At 33.4% G+C, this 20,396-nt stretch carries 17 protein-coding genes; 4 read left to right on the plus strand and 13 right to left on the minus strand.

The window, feature by feature from the left end; genetic code table 11:
* Positions 1–138: 138 nt before the first annotated feature.
* The 11 genes from C1X07_RS05280 to C1X07_RS05330 form a co-directional block, all read right to left on the minus strand.
* On the minus strand, positions 139–771 hold the full coding sequence (locus tag C1X07_RS05280; RefSeq protein WP_103068945.1) for a carbonic anhydrase family protein: 633 nt from the start codon (positions 769–771) through the stop codon (positions 139–141).
* Between the two features lie 22 nt (positions 772–793).
* Complete coding sequence (locus tag C1X07_RS05285) at positions 794–2,380, minus strand: SulP family inorganic anion transporter (protein ID WP_103068946.1); 1,587 nt, start codon at positions 2,378–2,380, stop codon at positions 794–796.
* Between the two features lie 94 nt (positions 2,381–2,474).
* The gene (locus tag C1X07_RS05290) at positions 2,475–2,795 is read right to left on the minus strand and encodes a hypothetical protein (RefSeq protein ID WP_103068947.1); all 321 of its coding nucleotides are present in this window, start codon (positions 2,793–2,795) and stop codon (positions 2,475–2,477) included.
* Positions 2,796–2,876: 81 nt separating this feature from the next.
* Complete coding sequence (locus C1X07_RS05295) at positions 2,877–3,626, minus strand: tetratricopeptide repeat protein (RefSeq protein WP_103068948.1); 750 nt, start codon at positions 3,624–3,626, stop codon at positions 2,877–2,879.
* Positions 3,627–3,630: 4 nt separating this feature from the next.
* A complete protein-coding gene (locus C1X07_RS05300; protein ID WP_103068949.1) occupies positions 3,631–5,397 on the minus strand; it encodes a BatD family protein in 1,767 nt (588 codons plus the stop codon).
* A gap of 53 nt (positions 5,398–5,450) precedes the next feature.
* Complete coding sequence (locus tag C1X07_RS05305) at positions 5,451–6,344, minus strand: tetratricopeptide repeat protein (protein WP_103068950.1); 894 nt, start codon at positions 6,342–6,344, stop codon at positions 5,451–5,453.
* A gap of 68 nt (positions 6,345–6,412) precedes the next feature.
* Positions 6,413–7,447, minus strand: a complete 1,035-nt coding sequence (locus C1X07_RS05310) for a vWA domain-containing protein (RefSeq protein WP_103068951.1) — start codon at positions 7,445–7,447, stop codon at positions 6,413–6,415.
* A gap of 59 nt (positions 7,448–7,506) precedes the next feature.
* On the minus strand, positions 7,507–8,511 hold the full coding sequence (locus tag C1X07_RS05315) for a vWA domain-containing protein (RefSeq protein ID WP_103068952.1): 1,005 nt from the start codon (positions 8,509–8,511) through the stop codon (positions 7,507–7,509).
* 2 nt (positions 8,512–8,513) lie between these two features.
* Positions 8,514–10,229 (minus strand): BatD family protein, encoded by a 1,716-nt coding sequence (locus tag C1X07_RS05320; RefSeq protein ID WP_103068953.1) that lies wholly within the window; start codon positions 10,227–10,229, stop codon positions 8,514–8,516.
* Positions 10,180–11,046 (minus strand): DUF58 domain-containing protein, encoded by an 867-nt coding sequence (locus tag C1X07_RS05325; protein ID WP_103068954.1) that lies wholly within the window; start codon positions 11,044–11,046, stop codon positions 10,180–10,182. Before C1X07_RS05325 ends, C1X07_RS05320 begins: the two co-directional genes overlap by 50 nt.
* A 91-nt stretch (positions 11,047–11,137) precedes the next feature.
* Positions 11,138–12,139 (minus strand): AAA family ATPase, encoded by a 1,002-nt coding sequence (locus C1X07_RS05330; RefSeq protein WP_103068955.1) that lies wholly within the window; start codon positions 12,137–12,139, stop codon positions 11,138–11,140.
* Positions 12,140–12,397: 258 nt separating this feature from the next.
* Here C1X07_RS05330 and C1X07_RS05335 point away from each other — a divergent pair, with 258 nt between their 5' ends.
* The 3 genes from C1X07_RS05335 to C1X07_RS05345 all read left to right on the plus strand — a co-directional run bounded on the left by C1X07_RS05335 (position 12,398) and on the right by C1X07_RS05345 (position 15,137).
* The gene (locus C1X07_RS05335) at positions 12,398–13,150 is read left to right on the plus strand and encodes an SDR family NAD(P)-dependent oxidoreductase (RefSeq protein ID WP_103069597.1); all 753 of its coding nucleotides are present in this window, start codon (positions 12,398–12,400) and stop codon (positions 13,148–13,150) included.
* Between the two features lie 85 nt (positions 13,151–13,235).
* Entirely contained in the window at positions 13,236–14,372 is a 1,137-nt protein-coding gene (locus C1X07_RS05340) for an ATP-binding protein (protein ID WP_103068956.1), read from the plus strand.
* Between the two features lie 36 nt (positions 14,373–14,408).
* Positions 14,409–15,137: a metallophosphoesterase family protein gene (locus tag C1X07_RS05345; RefSeq protein ID WP_103068957.1), complete on the plus strand. Its 729-nt coding sequence runs from the start codon at positions 14,409–14,411 to the stop codon at positions 15,135–15,137.
* 746 nt (positions 15,138–15,883) lie between these two features.
* Here C1X07_RS05345 and C1X07_RS05350 read toward each other — a convergent pair.
* Both C1X07_RS05350 and C1X07_RS05355 read right to left on the minus strand, forming a co-directional pair.
* A complete protein-coding gene (locus C1X07_RS05350; RefSeq protein WP_103068958.1) occupies positions 15,884–17,281 on the minus strand; it encodes an RtcB family protein in 1,398 nt (465 codons plus the stop codon).
* Positions 17,282–17,307: 26 nt separating this feature from the next.
* A complete protein-coding gene (locus C1X07_RS05355; RefSeq protein ID WP_103068959.1) occupies positions 17,308–18,720 on the minus strand; it encodes a PcfJ domain-containing protein in 1,413 nt (470 codons plus the stop codon).
* Positions 18,721–19,156: 436 nt separating this feature from the next.
* Between C1X07_RS05355 and C1X07_RS05360 the strand changes: the two genes are divergently transcribed.
* Entirely contained in the window at positions 19,157–20,293 is a 1,137-nt protein-coding gene (locus C1X07_RS05360; protein ID WP_103068960.1) for an SPFH domain-containing protein, read from the plus strand.
* The last annotated feature ends 103 nt before the right edge of the window (positions 20,294–20,396 follow it).

Raw genomic sequence — 20,396 nt, forward strand, 5'->3', positions numbered from 1 at the left:
AAAAACCAGCAACTTATCGATAAAATTCTTTGGTATTAATACCGAAAAATTGAATAATCTGATTTTATCTCAAAAAAATTAAAATTAAAAGGAGTCCCTGTGTAGGGACTCCTTTTAAAAACAGTTTTGATATCTTAATTAATCTTCAAGAAAAGTAACTTTTCCGGTACTTATATCATACATCCCACCCATAATTAATATTTCTCCATTATCCTCCATCTCCTTAAGAACTTCACTATCATTTCTAATATTGTCGATTGTCATTTTAACATTTTTCACTGCTACCTCATTAACAAAATCAATATTCTTTGAATTTCGTAAAGATGAATCGACAGGTTCCGAAACTGCTTCTACAGCAGGCTTAATTTTACTAATAAGTGCAGTAAGATTTCCTAATTTGGCATCATCACATGCTCCCTTTACAGCTCCACAAGCAGTATGACCTAAAACAAGTACTAACTTGGTTCCTGCCAACTTGCACGCAAACTCCATACTACCAAGAATATCTTCATTTACAAAATTTCCTGCTACTCGAGCACTAAAAATATCTCCTATGCCTTGGTCAAAAATTAACTCAGACGATACTCTAGAATCTATACAACTTAAAATTGTAGCAAAGGGAAATTGACCACTTTTGGTATCCGACACTTGCTCTAATAGGTCTCTATCAGCCTTCATTTTTTGAATAAACCTAGAATTTCCCTCTTTAAGTAATTCTACCGCTCCTTTGGGTGTTATCGCTGCTTGTGTTTCTTTAGTAAGTGCTTTCATATCTATAATTTATTGTGATGATTTATACTGATTTTGGTCTAAGCTTAAAAAATTGAATATAACTATCAGGGTTTTCTACTTCACCTCTTTCAGAAATTAACTTAATATCTATCTTTCTTATTTTTGCTTTTTCAGAAAAATCCTCAAGAATTTCTATGATATCATTATCCAAATATCTTGTTTTTCTAACATCCAAAGTAAGATACGTATCTTCTGGCAATCGATCAAATTCTTTTAAAATAGCTCCCTTGTTAAAAAAAGTAACTTCTTCAGCAAGTGTCATTTTTACCTGATGTTTCCCATTATCTTTATCTTCAATATGAAGAAAATGCGAATTCTGATAGCTTTTAATTAAGATCACAACAATTCCAACAAGTAATCCAAGACCTATCCCTACTAATAAATCAGTAAATACAATACCCAAAACTGTAACAGTAAAGGGTAAAAATTGTTTCCACCCTAATTTATACATTTTCATAAACAGAGAAGGTTTTGCCAACTTGAAACCAACAATAAACAATATTGATGCTAAAACAGAAAGCGGAATCATATTAAGCAACCTTGGGATTAAAATTACAGAAATTAGCAATAAAAACCCGTGAATTATAGCAGACATCTTAGACTTTCCTCCTGATTGTATATTCGCTGAACTACGTACAATAACTTGAGTAATTGGTAGCCCCCCAATTAATCCAGAAATTATATTTCCTGTTCCTTGGGCCAAAAGTTCTCTATTTGTAGGTGTAACATTTTTATCTGGGTCTAACTTATCAGTAGCTTCTACACATAGCAATGTTTCCAAACTTGCAACCAGAGCTATTGTAAATGCGGTAATCCATATATCTGCATTCAAAATAACACCAAAATTAGGAAAACTAAACTGTCCTAAGAACGAGGATAAATCATCAGGTATAGGAACGCTTACTAAGTGTTCATTAGATATTCCGAAAACATCACTATCTTTTGTGATTACAAAAAATATAATCCCAACAGCCACAGCAACCAAAGGTCCTTGAATCAATTGAAAAATTTTAGCTTTCTTAACTAATACTTTGTCCCATAGTAATAGTATTCCAAGACCCAAAACCGCAACAAGGGTTGCTCCTAAGCTAATACCGTTAATAGCATTAATAATCTCGGAGAACGTGTTCTCATTATCCACTTGAAAAAAAGCAAAATCTCCTTCAGGGTCTGCATCATACCCAAAGAAGTGTGGTATTTGTTTTAAAATAATTATTATTCCGATACCTGTTAGCATACCTTTTATCACTGAAGAGGGGAAATAGTATCCAATAATCCCAGCTCTTAGCACTCCAAACAGGATTTGTATTACTCCTCCTAATACTACTGCTACTAAAAAGTTTTCGAAACCTCCTAACGCACCTATTGAAGTAAGTACTATAGCGGCCAAACCTGCTGCTGGACCACTTACTCCGATTTTGGAGCCACTCAAAGCTCCCACAATGACTCCACCAACTATCCCGGCAATTAATCCTGAAAAAAGTGGTGCTCCACTAGCAAGTGCTATCCCCAAACATAGAGGTAATGCCACAAAAAACACCACAATACTTGCTGGCAGATCATTTTTTAAATTCTTAAAAACGTTCATATATATAAGTATTGGTTATCACTTCGTAATTTAAAAGCGACAACAATTGAAAAAAAATTGAAAATTAATTAAATAAGGTAATTGAAAAGTATTTTTAGAACCTTGGTGGTGGTGTATGATGTTCTAAAAATACTGAAATATTATTGACATAAAATTCTGGATAGTCCTTTATAAACAAATCAGCTAACACAACCTCTCTTCCATCATAAAATTGGGAAATTTTGTTTTTTTCCTTAAAATCTTCTTTCTCCTGACCTTCTTTTTCTTTTTGTTCAGAATTATCTGTTTCTTCAAGCTCGATAGATGCCCAATCTTCACAAACACAAAAATCAAATACATCAATAGTATAATTACTTAGGTTTAATAAAAACCCGAGAACAATTAAAACTTTCGCTATTTGAAATTTTACTACCACTAAGAATAATTTTTAAAAAAACCAAAGATAAGTCTATTAAGCATATATGCTGTTAATAGAATTTTAAATTTTACAAATTGATTATAATTCTTTCAAATCAGAAGCAGGGATCCAGCCTATTTTACCATCTGCAAGTTTAATTTTTTTCCAGTCATTTACTGTTTCGGTTACCTTTACTTTGGTTCCCTCATGAAGTTCAAAAACTTCCTCACTTCTAAGGTTTGGCTCACTTTTTATAGTGGTTTCCTGCGCAAAAATTATAGCAAATTGATTCTTTTCAATAAAATTATATTGCTTAAAAGCAAAGAGTACCCCAAAAATTCCGAAAATCAATACTACCCATGAGCCTACAAAGAAAATCCTCTTTTTTGAAGAACTATGCGCAGTATAATACAAAATAAACAAAATTACAAATGTCAATATACAAACTACTGAAAACCAAGCCCAGCCATCAAAATTAAACAAATTAGTCAGCTTCTTTAGCGTTCTGGAGATAAAGCCTTCTGGTATTACATCTATAGCATCTATGGTTGCTTTTTGAGCATAGGCAAGATTATTCTTAACATCTTCATCATTTGGAGCCAACTCCAGAGCTTTTTCAAAGTAAAAAATACTAGGACCAATGTTACTTAGCTTATAATGCGAGTTTGCAAGATTGTAATACAATGAAGCTGACTCTTTACCTTCATCAATAATTGACATATACGCGTCAATAGCTTCCTGGTATTTTTCTTGGTTATATAAGGAATTTCCTCTCTGGAATGCTTCTTCATTCTGAGAAAACCCCAATGATGTTACTAAAAAAATAAGAATTCCAACTATTCTTTTCATATGCTTAGAGTTGTTTATCTATTGTTGCAATTACTCTCGAAGCTTTATCATAATCCTGTTGCATCGCCGAGGTGGACGACGGTGTATATCTAGCAAATTCACAGCTTTCTAATAGTGCAATAAACTCTATCGAAACAGCTTCATCAACATCTCGTTCTTTTAACAGTCTTTGAATCCGCTCTTTGCTCATATCACTTGTTTGAATATGTAATTTTGCTTTTAAATAATTATGCAATGCTCGTTCCATTGCTATATAAAACTCTTTTTGATTACCTAAACTTTTCTTTGCATCAGATAGGTATTTACGAGCTAATTTATCTGCTTTACGCACTCTATTTCCGCTTACATCGTTTAATCTTTCCTGTCTCTTTTTTCCAAAGAAGAGAAATAGCGGAATTGCTAACAAAGGTGCTGTCAATGATATCCAATACAGTGTAGATCTAAAAAAGTATTCTCTTTTAACAGGTTGTAAATTTGCTTCCAATTTTAAGAATCTAAATTGATTTCCAATCTGAGTTACCTGTTTTTTATTTGTCCCTTTAGATTCTGATGTTACGATCGCATTTGTTTGATCTGGGCCATTCTTTACATTAATTATAATCTCCTCAGACGTAATTCTTTTATATGTTTCGGTTTTTAAATCAAAATAAGAAAACGAGATTGATGGTATAGGGTATTTACCCTTGTATTGAGGAACTAAGGTATAGGTGTCAGATATGTTCCCTCCCATACCCGTCAGGTTCGTTCTTACTCTCTCATTATGTTGCGGTTCATACTGTTCTAAACCATTTGGCACACTGAGTTTAGGTAAATCAAACAGCTTTAAATTACCATTTCCGGACACTAAGACTTTTGCATCCAAAGATTCTGTAGCGTCCAATTCTTTTTTATTAGTAGACACCTTAAAATCAAAACTCCCTACTGCTCCAGAAAAATCATCAGGTTTCCCTTGAGTTGGTAATGGTTTAACCTCTATTGTCCTATTACCTGCTGCTACAGTTTTGTTTATCGTTGTATATAATCTACCTCCAAAAATATCTCTTCTTTTAGTGGGAACATCAATAGAAACGGTTAATGTAAGAGGTTCTATATTTAATTTTCCTGTTTTTTGTGGATATAGTACTGTTTTGCGAAGAACAACATAACGGTAGGGCTCTCCTTTATACTCTCCATTCTCTATTTTAAGTTGTTTCATGTCGATAGCCTGACTCCAGAAGTCACTATATTTAGGACTATCTAGCTCTCTCCAATTACTTACACTTATTCGAGGGCTAACATATAGTTTGTAGACTACCGTTATTGCTTCATTTAGATATGGATTTGCTTTAGAAACTTCTGCAATAAGATGTAGGTTTTCACTTGCTAAAAAATCTGTGTCATTAGCGTCTTTTGGTTTATCTACAGCACCTGTAACCTGTATTTTAACAGGTAATGTCTTATAGATATCTCCATCAATTTCGATAGTAGCCTGGGCTATGGTAAATTTCCCTCTACGTGTAGGCTCTAGAAAATAACTAAATGTTTTAGCATATGATCGTTTACCATTAATCCAGGAATTACTAATAGATTGGTTGGGACCTCCAACCACCGTAAATCCAGAAAAAGAAGGAGGTGTAAAATTGTCTCCATCTTTATTCATTTCAAAATCTATTCGTAATCTTTCATTTACACCCAAACTTTTCTTACTTACTTTGGCTTCAAATCTTACTTGAGCCAAAGTGAGTTGCATTATGGTTAAAAATAGTGTTAGAAAAATTAGTTTTAATTTCATTTTTTGTACTATTTAGACTCGTAGGTTTCAAAACCTAACAAGCTTTTGTATTGTTACCAGTCTTTATCTGTTTTTACTTTAGATCCCTGAGCCTTTTTAGCGTTAATTTTATCCTGAACTTTCTTTTCCTGATTATTCATAGCTTCTAGCAAGCTTTTAACTCGTTCTGGGGATAACTTGCCTTGTGCTTGTTGTGGTTTTTGGGATTGTTGATCTTTTGGATCACTTCCTTTATCTTTTTTGTCATCCTTAGGATTGCCTTTATCATCTTTTTCCTTATCTCCTTCGTCCTTTTTATCTTCTCCCTCATCTCCTTTATCTTTTTTGTCGTCTTTAGGATCGCCTTTATCATCTTTTTCTTTATCTCCTTCGTCTCCTTTTTTATCTTTCTTATCGTCACCTTCTTTTTTATCCTTATCATCTTGATTTTGATCCTTGTTTTGATCTTTATCTTGATTCTTATCGTCTTTATTTTGATCGTTTTGTTTCTGCTGTTCCTCTAGCATTTTTTTGGCTAAGGCAAGGTTATAACGTGTCTTATCATCCTTTGGATTATTTCTAAGGGCATTCTTATATGATTCTACAGCCTCCTTATACTTCTTTTGTTCCATATAGGTATTACCTTGATTATGGAATGCTTTATGCTTCTCGGATCTCTCTGTTGCTACTTTAGCAGCTTCTGTATAACGTTGGGTTGCCTCATCATATTTTTCTGAGTTATAGTACGCATTTCCCAGATTGTATTTTGCTGTAGGATCAACTGGATTTTTGGCAATCGCTTTCCTATATTCCCCTTCAGCCTTAGGAAAATTACCCTCTTTGGTCAAAACATCATTACCAATAGCCACAAACTGGTTGGCTTGATTAATAATTTCATCACGATTTTCTTCTTGAGAAAAAATAATCCCAAATTGAAAACATAATATGATACTTAAAATCTTCTTCATTTGTAATTATTTACTAGTTAAGAGATTCGACAATTGCATAGTTTTCAGTATGCACATTTCGTAGCTCATTATTGCTCATTGAAAAGGTTTAGCTTTTTAACCCAAGAGGTTTTTCTATCTAATAGGAAAACATCTAAAAACAGCAATAACAGCCCTACTCCCAAAAACCACTGAAACTGATCTTTGAAATCTGCAAACTGCTTGGCTTCAAATTCTTTTTTATCCATGTTTTGCAATACTGAGGTCACTTCTTCAACAACGCTATTAGTGTTTCTACCATCAATGTATATGCCATTTGCTTCATTGGCAATTTCCTGCAAAGTTGTCGTGTTTAATTTTGTAATAACTGTAGCTCCCTGACTATTTTTCTTATAACTCTGCACAATACCATTACGTTTTATCGGTATTGGTCCTCCTTTTTCAGAACCTACACCAATTGTAAAAATTTTAATTCCTTCTTTAGAGGCTTCTTCTGCAATTGTATTCACATTACCTTCATGGTCTTCTCCGTCACTTACAATAAACAGGACTCTATTGGTTTGTTCTTCGTCGTTATAATATGTTTTTGCCAATTCAATCGCTTCATATATTGCGGTTCCTTGAGAAGAAAGCATTTCGGTATTCATAGACTGCAAAAACATTTTTCCAGAAGCATAATCTGTTGTAATAGGCAATTGAGGAAAAGCACTACCGGCATATGCTATAATACCAATTCGGTCACTAGCCAAATTATTAATAATCTGGGTTACCAACTGTTTAGATTTTTCTAATCTATTGGGTGCAATATCTTCGGCTAGCATACTCTTTGATACATCAATTGCAAATACTACGTCTACTCCTTCTCTTTTTACTGTCTCTAGTTTTGTCCCTACCTTAGGGTTAACCAAAGCCATCACCAAACAAGCTAAGGCAAGGCTAATGACTATAATTTTTAAGATCGATTTAAAACTAGATTTATCCGGGCTCAATTTTTTAAGCAAAACACTCTCTGCAAACTTCTTTTGAGTTGTTTTCTGCCATATTAAGGCTCCTAAAAACAGTAAAATTAGCACTGGGATACCCAATAATAACCAAAAATATATTTTTTCTTCTAATAAGTACATTTTCTATTCTATTCTATAAATCTCAAGAGTCATAATCGCTATAAGATCTTAAAATCTCTTTATATAAAACTTCTAAATACAGTATATCTCAATAAAAATTCTATAAAAATCAATAACCCCGCTAATAGTACCAGTGATCTGAATTTTTCTTCATAATTATAAAATTTAAACTCTTCTATATCTGTTTTTTCTAATTTATCAATTTCCTGATAGATTTGTTGTAATTTTTTATTATTTGTTGCCCTAAAATATTTACCTCCTGTAGCTTTGGCGATTTCTTTTAACAAATCTTCATCAATTTCTACTTGCACTCTTCCATACTGAAAAGATCCATTGGGCAATATGGCCACAGGTGCTAATGCCATACCGTTTGTACCAATACCAATAGTATATGTTTTAATACCGTACTCTACTGCCAATTCTGAAGCAATTTTTGGGTCTATAAAACCAGCATTGTTAGAACCGTCTGTAAGTAAAATGATCACCTTACTTTTGGCTCTACTATCTTTTAGTCTATTTACTGAAGTTGCTAACCCCATTCCTATTGCGGTACCATTCTCTAATACGTTATCGTATTTTACATCTTTTAGACTACTTAACACGATTGATTTATCACTTGTAATTGGTGTTTTGGTAAAGCTCTCACCGGCATATACTACCAAACCAATTCGATCATTAGGTCTGTCTTTGATAAACTCTGCGGCAACATCTTTAAGTGCTTCTAACCTGTTAGGTCTAAGATCCTTTGCAAGCATACTGGCCGACACATCAATAGACATAACAATATCTATCCCTTTGGTTGTCTTAGTTTTAGTAGATACATCAACAGTTCTTGGTCTAGCCAATGCTGTAATAATTAATGATAAAGAGATGAGTCTGATTACAAATAATACTGGTTTCAGTTTTGGCAACCAGCTCCCTGAAACTTTAAACCCTTTAATACTAGAAATCTTAAGTGCTGCCTGTTGCTTATTTCTTTTCCAGACATACCAACCTATTGCTAATGGAAGTAATAAAAACAACCAAAAAAACTGTGGATTTTCGAATGTAAAATTTTCAAACATCGTTATTTGGCATTTTTAAGTTCTACAGAATTAATAATTCGTTGGGCGATATCTTTTGCATAACGATCCTCAATATCATACACCAAAGTGACCTGCTGAAAGCCTCCATTTTCAGCAAAATTAAGCATTAGATAATCATTCTTTTGTTGCTTTTTGGTTACAGGATTTAATACCTCTAGACTACCAAAAACTTTAACTCCTTTAGCTCCTCCTAGGGTTTCATATTCCTCATCTTTTACAGAAATGTTTTTTGCGCCCATTTTCTCAAAACTACCAACAACACCTTCTACTACTTTGTCCAATTCTACCTCGGTAGGTTTATTATATTGTATTGTAGTTACTACCACATAAAAATTCCCCACTAGACTTCCGTATACAAAAGTTTCATTTCCTTTAAGGATTTGCTTTTGCTCATCTGTCATCTGATATGCATTACGGATAAGTACTTTTGGAGTGGCTATAGTAACCGGAGGAGAGCCATATGCACTTGAAATCCATTCTGCTTCTGCTAATTCTTTAGTAGGATGGCCAATTAAAGTATCTTTAACGACATCGTAGCCTTTCACAAAAATAAAGGTCATTAATGTGATTGCTATAACTACAAGTCCTCCTAGGCTTCCGAAGATAATTCTCTTTCTGTGTTTTTTCTCGGCAACTGATTTCCTATATTCTTCATCTGCCAGTAATTCTTCTTCGGTGGGTTCAGGGATTGCGTTTTTTGTCTTATGAATCACCTGTTCGATAACCTGACGATCTGATTTTGCTGAGATAATATCTGGTTTAGATTTTGCAAATTTAGCCATATCGGCTGTTTTTAAAACCTTTTTAAATTCTTCTATTGTAGCTTTATCCAGGTTAAGATTTCCCGTCTTAATCTCTTCATCTAATCTTGTTATTAACTCATCCGTAGTACTTTCCATGGCATGATCATACACTTCTTCATCAATATATTTTCGAGCTGTATCACTTAGTTGTGAATAGTATTCTTTATGAGAATCTTGTTCTAATAAGTGGGATTCATCAATTTTCTGAAGGGCTAATATTGCTCTTTCATATGGAGGCAATTCATCTTCTTTGCTCGCAGCACGTTTCTTTTTTCTAAACACAAAAAACGCAATCAAAGCCAATAAAACCAAAGGAATACTAATCCATAAAAGCCATTTTTTCCAGTTACTAGTAAATTTGGCTTCTACCTCTACAAGAGGTTTAATCTCATACATTTTTTGTTTGGTTGTATCTACTAATACATCATGCACTTCTACCTTAAGGGAATCAGTAAAAAACACCTTATCACCTACCATTACCTTTTGCCTTGGTATTGTATAATGGCCAGAATCGAATTGAGTTAATGCATATTCTTTGACAAGGCTAAAACGTTTTCCATTTCTAGAGGTATCAATTTTTTGGGATTGAATTACTTCTAGTGGTGTAAAGGTTTGCCCTTCAGGAAAAACAACAATTTCTGTTGAATCTGCTTCAACCTGCATCTTATATCTAATCTCATCTCCTATCTCTATTGTAGTCGAATCGATTGTTGCCGAAACCTGAGCAAAAATCCCCGATCCGCAAAAGACAAAAAATACTAGCCAGATTAAAACTCTAAGAGTTTCTGGTCGTATATTTCTCTTGGTAATTCGTAATTCGTAATTCGTCATTGTTAACTGTTCCTTATCCTCGTCTTTTAAAATAGCCCAGTAATTTTTTAACATAGCTTTCATCAATTCTACTGCTTAATGAACCTGCTCCACTACGGGTAAAGCTATCTTTAAAATAGTTCACTCTTTCTTGATAATATTTACCATAATTGGTGCGTACTTTTTTAGAACCGGTATTAACTAATAAAAGCTCTCCCGTTTCCTCATCTTCCATCTGTACCATTCCAAGATTTGGGATTTCTTCTTCCCTTCTATCATATACTCTTATCCCAGTAACGTCGTGCTTTCCTCCTACAATTTTTAAAGTCTGTTGATAATCATCTGCTATAAAATCAGACAACACAAAGACGATAGCTTTCTTTTTCATCACATTAGACAAAAATTTCAACGCCTCAGTAATATTTGTCTTTTTACTTTTGGGTTCAAATTCTAGTAATTCTCTAATGATTCTTAGCACATGCGATCTTCCTTTTTTTGGAGGGATAAACAGTTCTATTCTATCTGTAAACAAAATCAAACCAATTTTGTCATTGTTTTGGGTTGCCGAAAAAGCTAGTGTAGCGGCAATTTCAGTAATAATTCCTTTTTTAAATTGTTCTTGAGTACCAAAAAGTTGCGATCCCGAAACATCAACCATTAACATCATCGTAAGTTCTCGTTCTTCTTCAAAAACTTTTATGTAGGGTTCATTATATCGTGCTGTTACATTCCAATCAATATTACGAACATCATCTCCAAATTGATACTGACGCACTTCACTAAAGGTCATACCTCTTCCTTTGAAAGTAGAGTGATACTCCCCTCCAAAAATGTGATCGCTTAGGCGACGTGTTTTAATTTCAATTTTTCGAACTTTCTTCAGTAACTCCTTAGTATCCATTATTATGATTTATGATTGACGATTTCGAGATTGACAGTTTATCGGTTTTATAGATAAAACCCAAAAACAGTAATTCTAAAATCTAAAATCTCTATGGCACTTCAATTTCATTAACAATCTTATTGATTATATCTTCAGAGGTTACATTTTCGGCTTCGGCCTCATAAGTGATTCCAATACGATGGCGAAGTACATCATGGATAATAGCACGAACATCTTCTGGTATAACATATCCTCTGCGCTTAATAAAAGCATAGCATTTTGCAGCTGTTGCCAAATTAATACTTCCACGAGGAGAAGCTCCAAAATTAATCAGCGGCTTTAATTCTTCTAAGCCATATTTTTCTGGGTAACGAGTTGCAAAAACAATATCCAGAATATACTTTTCTATCTTTTCGTCCATGTATACCTCTCTAACCGCTTTTTGAGCATTTAAAATCTGATCAATAGAAACCACGGGGTTTACTTTTTCAAAAGATCCTTTGAGGTTTGCACGAATAATAAGTTGTTCTTCTTCTAACTTTGGATAATCAATAACCGTCTTTAACATAAAACGATCAACCTGAGCCTCTGGTAATGGGTAAGTACCCTCTTGCTCTACGGGATTCTGTGTTGCCATTACCAAAAATGGTTTGTCTAACACAAATGTTTCATCGCCAATAGTTACTTGTTTCTCTTGCATTGCCTCTAGCAATGCACTCTGTACCTTTGCCGGAGCACGGTTTATCTCATCTGCTAAAACGAAATTGGCAAAAATTGGTCCTTTCTTAATTGAAAAGTCATTTTCTTTCATATTAAAAATCAAAGTACCAACCACATCAGCGGGTAATAAATCAGGAGTAAACTGAACACGACTAAAACTACCATGAACTGCTTTAGACAATGTATTAATCGCTAATGTTTTTGCTAACCCAGGAACTCCTTCGAGCAAAATGTGACCTTGCCCTAGTAATCCAATAAGTAATCGTTCGACCATATGTTTTTGACCAACAATTACTTTATTCATTTCTAAAGTCAATAAATCTACAAATGCAGATTCTTTTTCTATTTTTTGGTTGATTGAAGCAATATCAATAGAACTATTCTCTTCCATCTATTTTATTTTTTTTTAAAGGCGTGAATTTAATATTCCTAATCCAACATTGCAAATTGTCGAAATATTTTTCGTTCTCTTGTTAATAGTTGGTTAAATGTACCTTTTAAACTCATTTATAGGATAAAATTTACAGTATATTTATACCTTTTTTTGCAAAAATTTGGACATAATGATTTTCATCATTTTCATGATGAGTACACAAAAAGACGTATCACTTTTAGAGGTGTTGCAATTTTTAAAAAAATAACTTCACATATGAAAACAGCCTTAATTACTGGAGCTACTAGCGGGATTGGAAAATCGACTGCTATAGAATTTGCAAAACACAATATAAATCTTATCCTTTGTGGCAGAAGACAAGATCGCTTGATAACTTTACAAAAGGAGTTAAGTACATCTGTAAATGTACATGTGTTATGTTTTGATGTAAGCGATAAAGAAATGGTCTTTTCTGCTATCGAAAGTCTTCCCGAAGAATTCAGCCAAATTGATATTCTTATCAATAATGCAGGAAATGCGCACGGTCTAGGTCCTATTGAAACAGGAACTGTAGAGGATTGGGATGCCATGATAGACATTAACGTTAAAGGGTTATTATATGTTTCTAAAGCTGTAATCCCAAAAATGATAGCTCAACAATCTGGTCATATTATCAATATTGGTTCTATAGCAGGAAAAGAAGTATACCCTAATGGTAATGTTTATTGCGCTAGTAAGCATGCAGTAGATGCCATCAATAAAGGAATGCAAGTTGACTTAAACCAATATGGTATAAGGGTTGGAGCAATTCATCCCGGATTGGTAGAGACAGAATTTAGTAATGTAAGATTTAAGGGAGATAACCTAAAAGCAAATAGTGTGTATAAAGGCTTTGATCCATTAACTCCATATGATATTGCAGACATTATAGCATTTGTTGTTACCAGACCTTATCATATTAATATTGCCGATCTTATTGTATTTCCAACAGCACAAGCAAACAGCACTATCGTTAACAAAAGTTTATAATTTCTTTATTATCATCCCATTGCTGCCCCGATAAAAATGTCTAAGTTTATATTGGAAAAAATTTCAGTTGCAACATGTAAAAGAAATGATTAACAAACGCCTCCTTATTAAAAACCTACTGGCACATAATGACGAAAACAGTTTTTATGACAAAAAGCGTAAGCTTAATATTGGCGAGAAGGAAGGTAAGGCTAAATTTTTGAAGCACATTTGTGCCTTAGCCAATTCTAATCCAAAAAACAATTCTTATATAGTTATAGGTGTTGAAGATGAGGATAACCAAATCATAGGAGTCGATTTTTTTGACGATAGTAAAATACAAAATTTAGTCAATGCATATCTAGACAATCCTCCCTTGGTTGCCTACGAAAACATACCTTTCCCCCACCTACCAAGTGACAAAGTTGTAGGCTTGGTCTCTATCCGATCTCAAGGAAAAAAAATGTGTTCTCTACGCAAAAATATTTGGAAGTATTATGGAGGGGCTGTTTTTTTTAGAGATGGAAGCATTAGTATGCCTAAAGTATTTGATCTAGAAATAAAAGATGTCAATTCTGATATTGTAAATGCAATCGAAAGTCACGCTCAAAACAATATAGAACTCACTTTAGACGGTGTTTTTGATTTTATGACCTCTAGAACAGATTACAATCCTAACTATAAAGTTTTTAAAGAATATTTTGTGGTTTGTTGGGCTGGTAAAGAAAAAAGGCAAAATGGAGAAACCTACTATTCTAGGGTAGACATCGAATTAATTAATGAACATGTAAAACTTTTTTATTCAGAATTAGATGAAGTAAGTATTTCATTAACAAATGACCAATTCAAAATTGTCGAATACGTACAATTAGGACTTAAAGATACGTTCTCTTATTATCCATTGGAAGAAGTAGTAATTAAATTTAAAGATAATGCCAGTTATGATATCGAAAGGAAACTTCTTTTTAAACCACCAAAGTTTGATCGTAAAACCTTATACCATCTATACAATAGTAACAATGCACTGATTGAAAAATTGAAAAATAAAATTTCATTGTCAAAAAACGATGAAAAAGATCTTATTAATCTTCCGGCGACTTATTTAATATGTTATTTTAATGAGTTTAGTGAAGCAAAAGAAAAACTAGAAGAAGCAAAACCTTATTTAAAAGCTTATAACAATACCATTTATTCTCTTTGTAAAGAGAGCATCCGGATTTTAAGAAAAGTAAGATATGATTAAAACTATGAACCAACAGCAATCAATCTTTAACTAAACATGAACAGAACTTTAGTAATTGGAGACATCCATGGAGCTTTAAATGCCGTAGAACAAATTCTAAAAAGAGCAAATGTAACTCAAGATGACACTCTTATTTTTCTGGGAGATTATGTAGATGGGTGGAGTCATAGTGCAGAAGTTGTTTCGTTCTTAATTGAGCTCAAAACATCTTACAATTGTATTTTTGTTAGAGGAAACCATGATGAGCTTTGTTATACCTGGCTTACCCAAAATACCCATAATCCAGAATGGGTAAAACATGGAGGACAAGCTACAATGGATTCATATGCAAAATTGAGTCAAGAAAAAATTAATGTTCATCTCCAATTTTATGAAAACCTTACTAACTACTATATAGATGACCATAATCGATTATTCCTACATGCTGGATTCACAAACCTTCATGGTCCTCACCGAGAGCACTTTAGCAAATCATTCTATTGGGACAGGACATTATGGGAAACAGCATTAGCAATTGATCCCAGACTTAAAAAGACCGACCTCAACTACCCCAATCGATTATTACTTTTTGATGAAATTTATATAGGTCATACGCCTGTGACCAGGATCAACCAAACTACTCCTGTACAAGCTTCCTGTGTATGGAATATTGATACTGGGGCAGCTTTTAGAGGCTCATTAACCATTATGGATGTCAACACCAAAGAGTGGTGGCAAAGTGATCCAGTTTATCAATTGTATCCAAATGAAAATGGAAGAAATTAGAACGATATAGGCTATTAAAAGATAAAATACTTGTGGTCATGTAAAATCCGAAATATTAGTTATACCTATTAGCTATAGCCTAAAGAAATAAGGTATCACAAATTGTAACAAAACTACTTCAAAAATAATACTCAACTTTCTGGAACTACTATCTAGGTAGGGTATTCTCTTCTGCAAACGTTATTATAATAGAGTCCTTTTTCTACAATACATAACAATAAAAATTTGCATGTCATGAAAACAACGATAAACTTTTTAGTGTACTTAATGATGGCTTTTTCTTTAATTTTTATAATTGCAAAAGAAAAGATGAATTTAGTTGAAAAGTCCGATTTCAATATGAAATCAAACTAAATATTACCATCCAATTAATATTCTAATTTAGCATTACTAACAGATTTATTCTGACATAAACTATAGCACTCTAATAAGCATAAAACCCTTATAAAGCAGGGGTTTTACCTATTAATCTTTAGTTTTTACCTCTTGATTTCTTATTAAACCTGCTGCATATTTGCGGTATAAAGCTGTGAATATGGTATTTATCACAAATAATGAATCAAAGGAAAACTACCAAGAAGTTAAAGATTGAGTTTGAAATTTCCAATTGTCATAATTAGCACATAAATATTGTACAGTTTGTAGCGTTACAAATGTTCACTTTCTAAATCAATAATTATTGTTAGAAAAAATACTCCCTTAGTTATGTCTTATAACTAAGGGAGTATTTATCAGCTTACATCAAATCAATTTTTATCCATTCGTACAATTTTAGGAGTAAACATACCCACTACTTCAACGAGTTCTGTTTGATTTGCCATCACTTTATGGATATCTTTATACGCCATAGGTGCTTCATCTAATCCTCCTCCCAATAGAGTAACTCCATGATCTTTAAGCATTTTTTTTACATCACTACCAGTTAGCATTGTTTTTGCCTTGCGTCGTGATAATTGTCTTCCTGCTCCATGCGAAGCAGAATTTAAAGAAGCTTCATTTCCTTTACCCCTTACGATAAATCCAGGAGTAGTCATCGAGCCTGGAATAATCCCCAAAACGTTCTTTCCTGCGGGCGTAGCTCCTTTACGGTGCACAATCATCTCTTTACCGTTTACCAACTCTTTCCATGCAAAATTATGATGATTTTCAATAATCGCTAATGGTCTTGCACCAAGTGCTTTTGACAATCGTCTATGAATATCATCATGGCAAGCAGATGCATATTCCCCAGCTAAATTCATGGCTATCCAATACTCATGACCATCATGAGTATCTAAATCCAACCAAGCTAACTGCTTAGCCTCTTGTGGTAATGGATTCTGTTTCATTGCCAATTTAGTATAATGTTTAGCGATATTGGCGCCTAAACCTCGAGATCCACTATGAGACAAAACACCCAGATATTTACCTGGCATAACATTAAATTCATTCTTAGGATCTGTTATCTCTACAGTACCAAATTCTACAAAATGATTTCCTCCACCAGAACTTCCAAGTTGCTTAAAAGCTTTATCCTTTAATTTTTTCACCATGGGAATTTCGCTAAATGCCTTATGTTCAAAAACATCATGCATAGGAATGTTTTTATGCGTTTCATACCCTCCAAATTTAGTGTGATCCTGAAGCATTTGGATATACTTGTCCTTATGACCTTCTAAATACGATACATTAATATCATAAATACTAAGGCACATTCTACATCCTATATCCACACCAACTCCATAAGGAATCACTGCATTATCAGTTGCCAAAACACCTCCAATCGGTAATCCATACCCTGCATGCCCATCGGGCATTAATGCGCCAGATCTAGAAACTGGTAATTTAAGTGCAGTGTACAATTGATGTTTTGCTTCTTCCTGGATCTCATTTTCACCAAAAATGGTAAATGAGGCTCTTTGCGTACTTAATTTTTGTGCTTCGATCTTCACTGGTTGCACAAGTTCTTCAGCTATTTTTCCCATGATACCATCTCCCAAATATTTTTCGGGAGAGGCTAGTACAGTTTTTAATCGTTGCATTGCCTTGTCCTTGCGCTCACGCTTATAATTCCTTAACATTATATCTATTGCAATGCTAATTACTTTTCCTTGCGGATATCCTATTGCTATGAGGTCTTTACCTCTTAATTTTAATTTTGCCATAATTTTTAATTTTTACTCATCGAGTATTATACTATCTGTGACAAAACAATCATCAGTTTTACAATCGCATATATGATAAAAAAGATCGTTTTTGCCGAAATTTCTGTATCGATACTTGTCTCTTGCATAGACGTTGTTCTATCTAAAAAAACATTCATTTGATCATGTTGCTCCGGTCTAACCTCGTACTGATCTGTATATAAATATTCTTCTTGCTTAAGATTTACTTGTTTCATCCATATTTCAACTATTTTTTCTGCTTCTTTGCTAAGTGCTTCATTATGCTTTGACTTTGCCTGAATGATTTCTCTAGAAACAGGATCAACTTCAATTGTAACTAATTTCTCAAAAGAATCTTTAGTATATTTTCTCAATGAGAAAATTGCACTTGTACCAGAAAAACACTCATCGACATAAGAAGCTACACAATGACACATATCATAACCTTCTTCATATAATTCTTGAGCATTTAATAGTTCCACTATTTTATAGGTTATGGTAACCTCATCCTCAAGTGTAGAATAACTCAACTGTTTTATCTTACTTGATTTCCACCCTACGTCATTTTCTGCATTGCGTTGCATGTACATTCTACGGTGCCACTCGTCAGATTGTCTTGTTAGTGCTTCTAATGTTCTTCCTCTCATAGAAAAGTCGCTATGTTCTCTAATCGAAAAAGATAAGTAGTCCAATATTTCTCCCATCTTATCAAAAGGAACTTCTTTTTGTTTAGCAAAAAATTGTACTACTGTATTCCAAAACTCTTCATTTCTATTTATCCTAGACAACCCAGACCAGGCAATTGCTTCAGCCATTTCTTTATTAGCTCCATATCCAATCGCTTGTGCTCTTCGTAATGCCTGAGGCACACTATATCCTTTTGGGGTATGTCTGAATTCGTGTGCCATCCTTGAGGTTATAGCTATTTCTACACCACTCAAAGATTTTACACTTTTACCAATACCTAACTGAACATACCATAACATGTGTTTTTTTTGTGTTTCAAAAAAAGAAGAGGCTAAAAATTTTGGAACATCATATTTAGCAAAACAAAACTCAATCAATGATAATAACTGATCCTCTGCGACATATGTTTCTTTGTGCCAATTCTCGATATTCCTTACAAACCTGTTTCCAAAAGAACTTATATTACTTAATACCTCTACATATTCAATTCTTCTAAGAATAGTATAACAACCCTGATTATGTAGGCTTAACAGTAAGTTCTTAAAGGTCTTTCTTTTCCATGTATTTCTTTTCTTACTCATTTTAGAAAAGAACATCCATAACATAGAAGCTATAGTTCCAGTATAGCCTTGAGGTTTATTATTGGCAGTATATATTTCTTCTACTAAGGTGACATACTTATTAGCAAATACTGCTATGTCTTTTGTTTGATCTTTGGTTTCCAGAACCTTTTTTTCCAATAATGTTTCCATGATTTCATATACTTTAATTTTTAAATTTCTATGACCAGAAACACATAATATGTTTACAGTCAATTTTTAAATGACTAGTTCTCTCATTCTGGTTATTATTTGACTTACCTAAATATTGTAGAATAAAAAACCCTGAGATGTAATGCTCAGGGTTTCAATTTTGAAAAGTATTGTGAATATTCACTAGCTACAATATCTAACCATGAGCTGCTTTCGCACTCCTAAGTCTATTTGATATGTATGTAACTCGAACATTTTCTATATTTTTTAAAACAATGTCTTTCTGACAATTGAGTTGCAAAAGTATTTCTTTTTTTAAAAACTCAAAATTAAAAATGCTATTTATACTCAATCTAATTCATATTAGTAGAAAAAAATTTTTCTTCAATCATTCTATTTTGTAGTTTTAAAACGCAAATTTAAAATCAACTCATCAATGGGAATTTTTGACGAAATAAAGAAAAAGCTTAGCCACGAATTTATAGATATCATAGAATGGTTGGATTATACAGATGATACTATTGTACATAGGTTTGAACGATATCAAAATGAAATAAAGAACGATGCAAAACTTATTGTAAGAGAAGGGCAAACAGCGGTCTTTATCAATGAAGGACAAATGGCAGATGTGTTCAAACCAGGAACATATACCTTAAACACTCAAAACTTACCTATTCTAGCTACCTTAAAAGGTTGGAAATATGGATTTAACAGTCCTTTTAAAGCAGAAGTGTATTTTGTTAACACACACTTGTTTACTGATGAGAAGTGGGGTACAAAAAACCCAATTACTTTAAATGATGATCGTTTTGGATTAGTCGAAATTCGTGCTTTTGGAACCTATGCTTTTAAAATTAATGATCCAGGTAAGTTTATTGTCGATATTGTAGGGACTGACGCTAATTTTACCAATTATGAAATTAATGAACATCTAAAAAGTTTAATTTCTACTCGTTTTACTGATACTATTGGAGAAGCTAATCTACCTATTGAATTATATGCTGCTAATACTACAGAATTATCAGAAACATGCCTTGAAGTAATGCAACATGAATTTAATTCTGTAGGTATTTCATTGGAAAAATTCTTTATTGAGAATGTTTCTATGCCTGAGGAGTTGAAAAAGGAAATATTTGAATACAGTAGAATTGATAAGCTGGATTTGGATAAATTAACAAAATTCAAAACTGCAAAAGCTATTGAAGCAGCTGCAGCAAATGAAGGAGGAACCGCAGGCGCAGGAATGGGAATGGGTATGGGATTTGTCCTTGCACAACAAATGGGTGGTATGATGAATCCAATGTCTGGGCAACAACAAGTACAACCTCAGCAGTCTTCACCAATTGCTCCTCCTCCAATGCCAGTACAAGTACAGTACTTTTATGGACAAAATGGTCAGCAAGCAGGTCCTGTATCTTTTGATCAACTCAAAGCACTATTTGCCAATAGAACTATCAATAAGGATTCGCTAATTTGGAAACAAGGAATGGGTAGTTGGACAGCTCTTAAAGATGTTGAGGAACTAAAATCATTTTTAGGTGGGAATACTCCACCTCCATTACCAGGTAGCTAGTTTTTTAGTTGTTATTTAATCTTAGAAAATATTTAGTTACCAAACTTAACTTATATAAATTTTGAGCTGTAGGAATAAGATCATACGCTCAAAACTTGTGTAG

The organism is Aquimarina sediminis, assembly GCF_002895435.1.
GTDB classification, from domain to species: domain Bacteria; phylum Bacteroidota; class Bacteroidia; order Flavobacteriales; family Flavobacteriaceae; genus Aquimarina; species Aquimarina sediminis.